At 67.2% G+C, this 3,098-nt stretch carries 3 protein-coding genes; 1 reads left to right on the forward strand and 2 read right to left on the reverse strand.

Annotated features, from left to right (window positions below; genetic code table 11):
- Nucleotides 1–95: 95 nt before the first annotated feature.
- On the reverse strand, nt 96–1,949 hold the full coding sequence (locus AB4Y84_RS17685; RefSeq protein ID WP_442243598.1) for a 3-hydroxybutyrate oligomer hydrolase family protein: 1,854 nt from the start codon (nt 1,947–1,949) through the stop codon (nt 96–98).
- Between the two features lie 88 nt (nt 1,950–2,037).
- Here AB4Y84_RS17685 and AB4Y84_RS17690 point away from each other — a divergent pair, with 88 nt between their 5' ends.
- Nucleotides 2,038–2,712, forward strand: coding sequence for a response regulator transcription factor (locus AB4Y84_RS17690; protein WP_442243597.1), 675 nt, complete (start codon nt 2,038–2,040; stop codon nt 2,710–2,712).
- A 7-nt stretch (nt 2,713–2,719) separates the two neighbouring features.
- On the opposite strand, the gene AB4Y84_RS17695 is transcribed toward AB4Y84_RS17690, so the two are convergent.
- The coding region (locus AB4Y84_RS17695) for a response regulator (RefSeq protein WP_442250560.1) at nt 2,720–3,098 on the reverse strand (379 nt) is incomplete at its 5' end.

Consider the following 3,098-nt stretch of genomic DNA (forward strand, 5'->3'; position numbering starts at 1 on the left):
CTGCTTGATCAGCAGGGGATAGGCATGAGCCTCGGCGGTGGGCGCGTCTGTAGCGGTGGCGAATGACATGTGGGGACTTCCTGGTGGGCGGCGTGTCAGCGGCTGGGGATGGCCTGGATTGCGGGAATGGACAGCTGCTCGCGCAGCAAGGGCGCTTCCGCGCGTGGCGCTGGCTGGATGAGCGCATCCTTCGGCAGTGCCTGCGTTGGATCCTCAAGGTGACCCCACACCTGGTCCAGCGCCGCGAACATGTAGGGCAGCAGCGGCACGTAGCGCTTGCGGTAATCCGGGAAGCCCAGCAGCGAGTCGAAGTGCTGTGCGTGGTTCACCCGCCAATAGGCGATCTGCGCCCCCGCCTTGCGCGCAAATGGCACGTACCGATCGCTGGTCATGCTGATCGGCACCAGCCCGTCGTCGATGCCATGGATCACCACGATCGGCAGGCTGCGATGCGGAGCCTCGGCGGTGGCCGCGGCGATGCCGGCGCGCACACGCCGTGCATCGGCGCTATCGCCATTGCCGAGTGCACGCAGGCAGTTCAGACCGCGCAGGGGATCAGCTTCCGCGCCGGCGGCATTGCCATCCACCAGCACCACGCCACTGCCTGGCGGAATGCCACTGCCCTCGCTCCACCAGGTTGCACGCATTTCGGCTGCGGCCGCGCCGGGCCTGCCATCTGCCCCGGCGGCCGAGAAACTGTACGCACAGGGATGCTCGCCAGCACCGTAGCGGCCATAGGCTGACGAATAGGTGACCGCGATGGCGCGCCACAGATCGAACCCGGTCGAGAACGCGCCGGCGCGAAGTGCATCGGCACTCAAGCCAGCGTCGAGCAGCAGCTGCCGTGCCGACCGAGCCTGTGCCGCGGTGTCATCACCTTGCACCAACCCGGCGGACTTCAGCGTGGCGCATCGCTGGGTCCACGCCGGCACAGCCTGCGCTCGCATCGGCGGTTGCGGCAGATCATCGTCTGCCAGCAGCGCGCAGGGCATCAGCAACGCGGCCTGGGTGACGAAATCGTACAGCGGCGGTGCGCCTGCCACCGAGACATTGGGTTCTCCGGCCACCATCGCATCGAACCAGTCGCCTTCGATCTCCGCCGCACGCAGCACGGCGCCACCGCCATTGGATACGCCCACACCCAGGATGCGCGTGTTGGCTGCCGTGAATGGCGTCGATTCCGGGTAGGCGCGGTCCAGGGCCTGCAGGCCGAACTGCAGCGCCTGCAGCAGATGCCCGCCCCAGTCTGCTTCCGGGTTGTCACCCGAATGGGCATGTTTGAAGGCGATTCCCTGGGTGGCTGCCGTACCCGCAGGGACAAAGGCCAGCGCACCTTGGCTAGCGGGCGTGCCATCGTCCTGGAAGCCCGTCTTGGCGTCCAGATCGTAGTAGTCACTGCCTGCGCCCTTGTCGGTATAGGCGACGGCGCAGCCATGGGCCAGGCCCCAGCCGCCGGCAACCGCAATCGCGCCATAGATGCCACGCGAGCCGGAAGACGCAGCGACGAGCAGGCAGCGCCGCGAGGCATCGAAGTTGTCAGGCACCTGCACCAGAACGCGATGGGGCTGGCGTGCGCCAGGAATGCGCGCATAGGCCGAGAACTCGCGGCCGGGTACCGCCTGCAGGCTGCCGTAGACATCGCCAAAGCCACCGCCGGGGGTCAGGTCGGCGATACCACGCCAGCTGCTCCAGATCGCACGGCGCCGTGCCTCTTCGGCCGTGGGCTGGCCCGGGTTGCTGAAGGCTGGCGCGGCTGCCGAGCGCAGGGCGTCGATATCCAGTCCCGCCGTCAGCAGTTCATCGTTGCCGCGATGCACGGTTTGCCGCCACTGCTCGAACACCGGAACAGCAGTGATAGGGCGGGGCGCGGCAGCCTGGGCGGCGGAAATGCTGCCCACAAGAAGCGGCAGCGTGGCGCACAGCAGCGTAACGGGGCGATGGATGTTCATTGCTCCACCCTAGCAATCCGGGCGGCACACGCCAGCGTACCTTGGTACCCGTGCCCAAGCGCGGACGATTTGCTAACCTCGGCTGGACATGCCGACCCTGCTCATCGCCGACGACCACCCCTTGTTCCGCGCGGCGCTGCATCGCGCGGCCGAGGAGGCGGTGGCGGACCTGCAGATCAGCGAGGCCGATTCGCTGCACAGCGTGCTTGAAGCGATCGAGAGCCAGCAGATCGACCTGATGCTGCTGGACCTGCATATGCCGGGCAACCACGGTCTTGCCGGGCTGGCGACCATACGTGCACTGCAACCGGGGCTGGCGATCATCATCGTCTCGGCCAATGAAGAGCCGCACGTGATCCGCCGCGCCATCGATCTGGGCGCGGCCGGCTATCTGCCCAAGAGTTCAGGGCTGACCGATCTGCAGTCCGCGCTGCAGTCCGTGCTGGAAGGTGAGCGCTGGATTCCGGCGCTGCTGCGCGAGCCAGTGGCGCGGGTGGCCCCCTTCAACAAGGACGCCGATCTTGCCGCGCGCTTGTCCAGCCTGTCCGCGCATCAGTACAAGGTGCTGAGCCTGGTGGCCGAAGGGCTGCTCAACAAGCAGATCGCTGACCGGCTGGGCGTGCAGTTGCGCACGGTCAAGGCGCACATGACCCGCATCATGGGCCGGCTGGGCGTGCGTAATCGTGCGCAGGCCATCCGTGTGCTGCACGAGATGGGGTTGACCGATCCCTCGCGGCAGATCGAAGAGACGCACGACGCCTGACTCTTGGTCAGGCCTTTGCCGTAGCGGCCGTTGCCAGCAGATGGTTGATCGCCCAGCGCAGGGCCAGCGGCTTGAACGGCTTGTTCAGCAGCGACAGGCCCACGCTGCGCACCGCCTCGCGGGTGTCGTTGCCGGTGTCGGCGCTGAGAATCACCGTCGGCCGCGTTCCGTGGACGGCGACAAGGCGCTTCCACAGTGCGACGCCCGTATCGCCATCATCAAGGTGGTAGTCGAACAGCCACAGTGCCGCCTCCGGTGCGGAAGCGCCCAGCGCATTGACGTCGCGCGCCGCGATGACATCGCAGCCCCAGGCAAGCAACATCTGTCGCATCGCCTCCAGCGCGTCCGGATCGTTGTCGACCACCAGCACGCGGATGCCCTTGATG

It is taken from the genome of Stenotrophomonas sp. 2YAF22 (genome assembly GCF_052114665.1).
In the GTDB taxonomy this organism is placed as follows: Bacteria; Pseudomonadota; Gammaproteobacteria; order Xanthomonadales; family Xanthomonadaceae; genus Stenotrophomonas; species Stenotrophomonas indicatrix.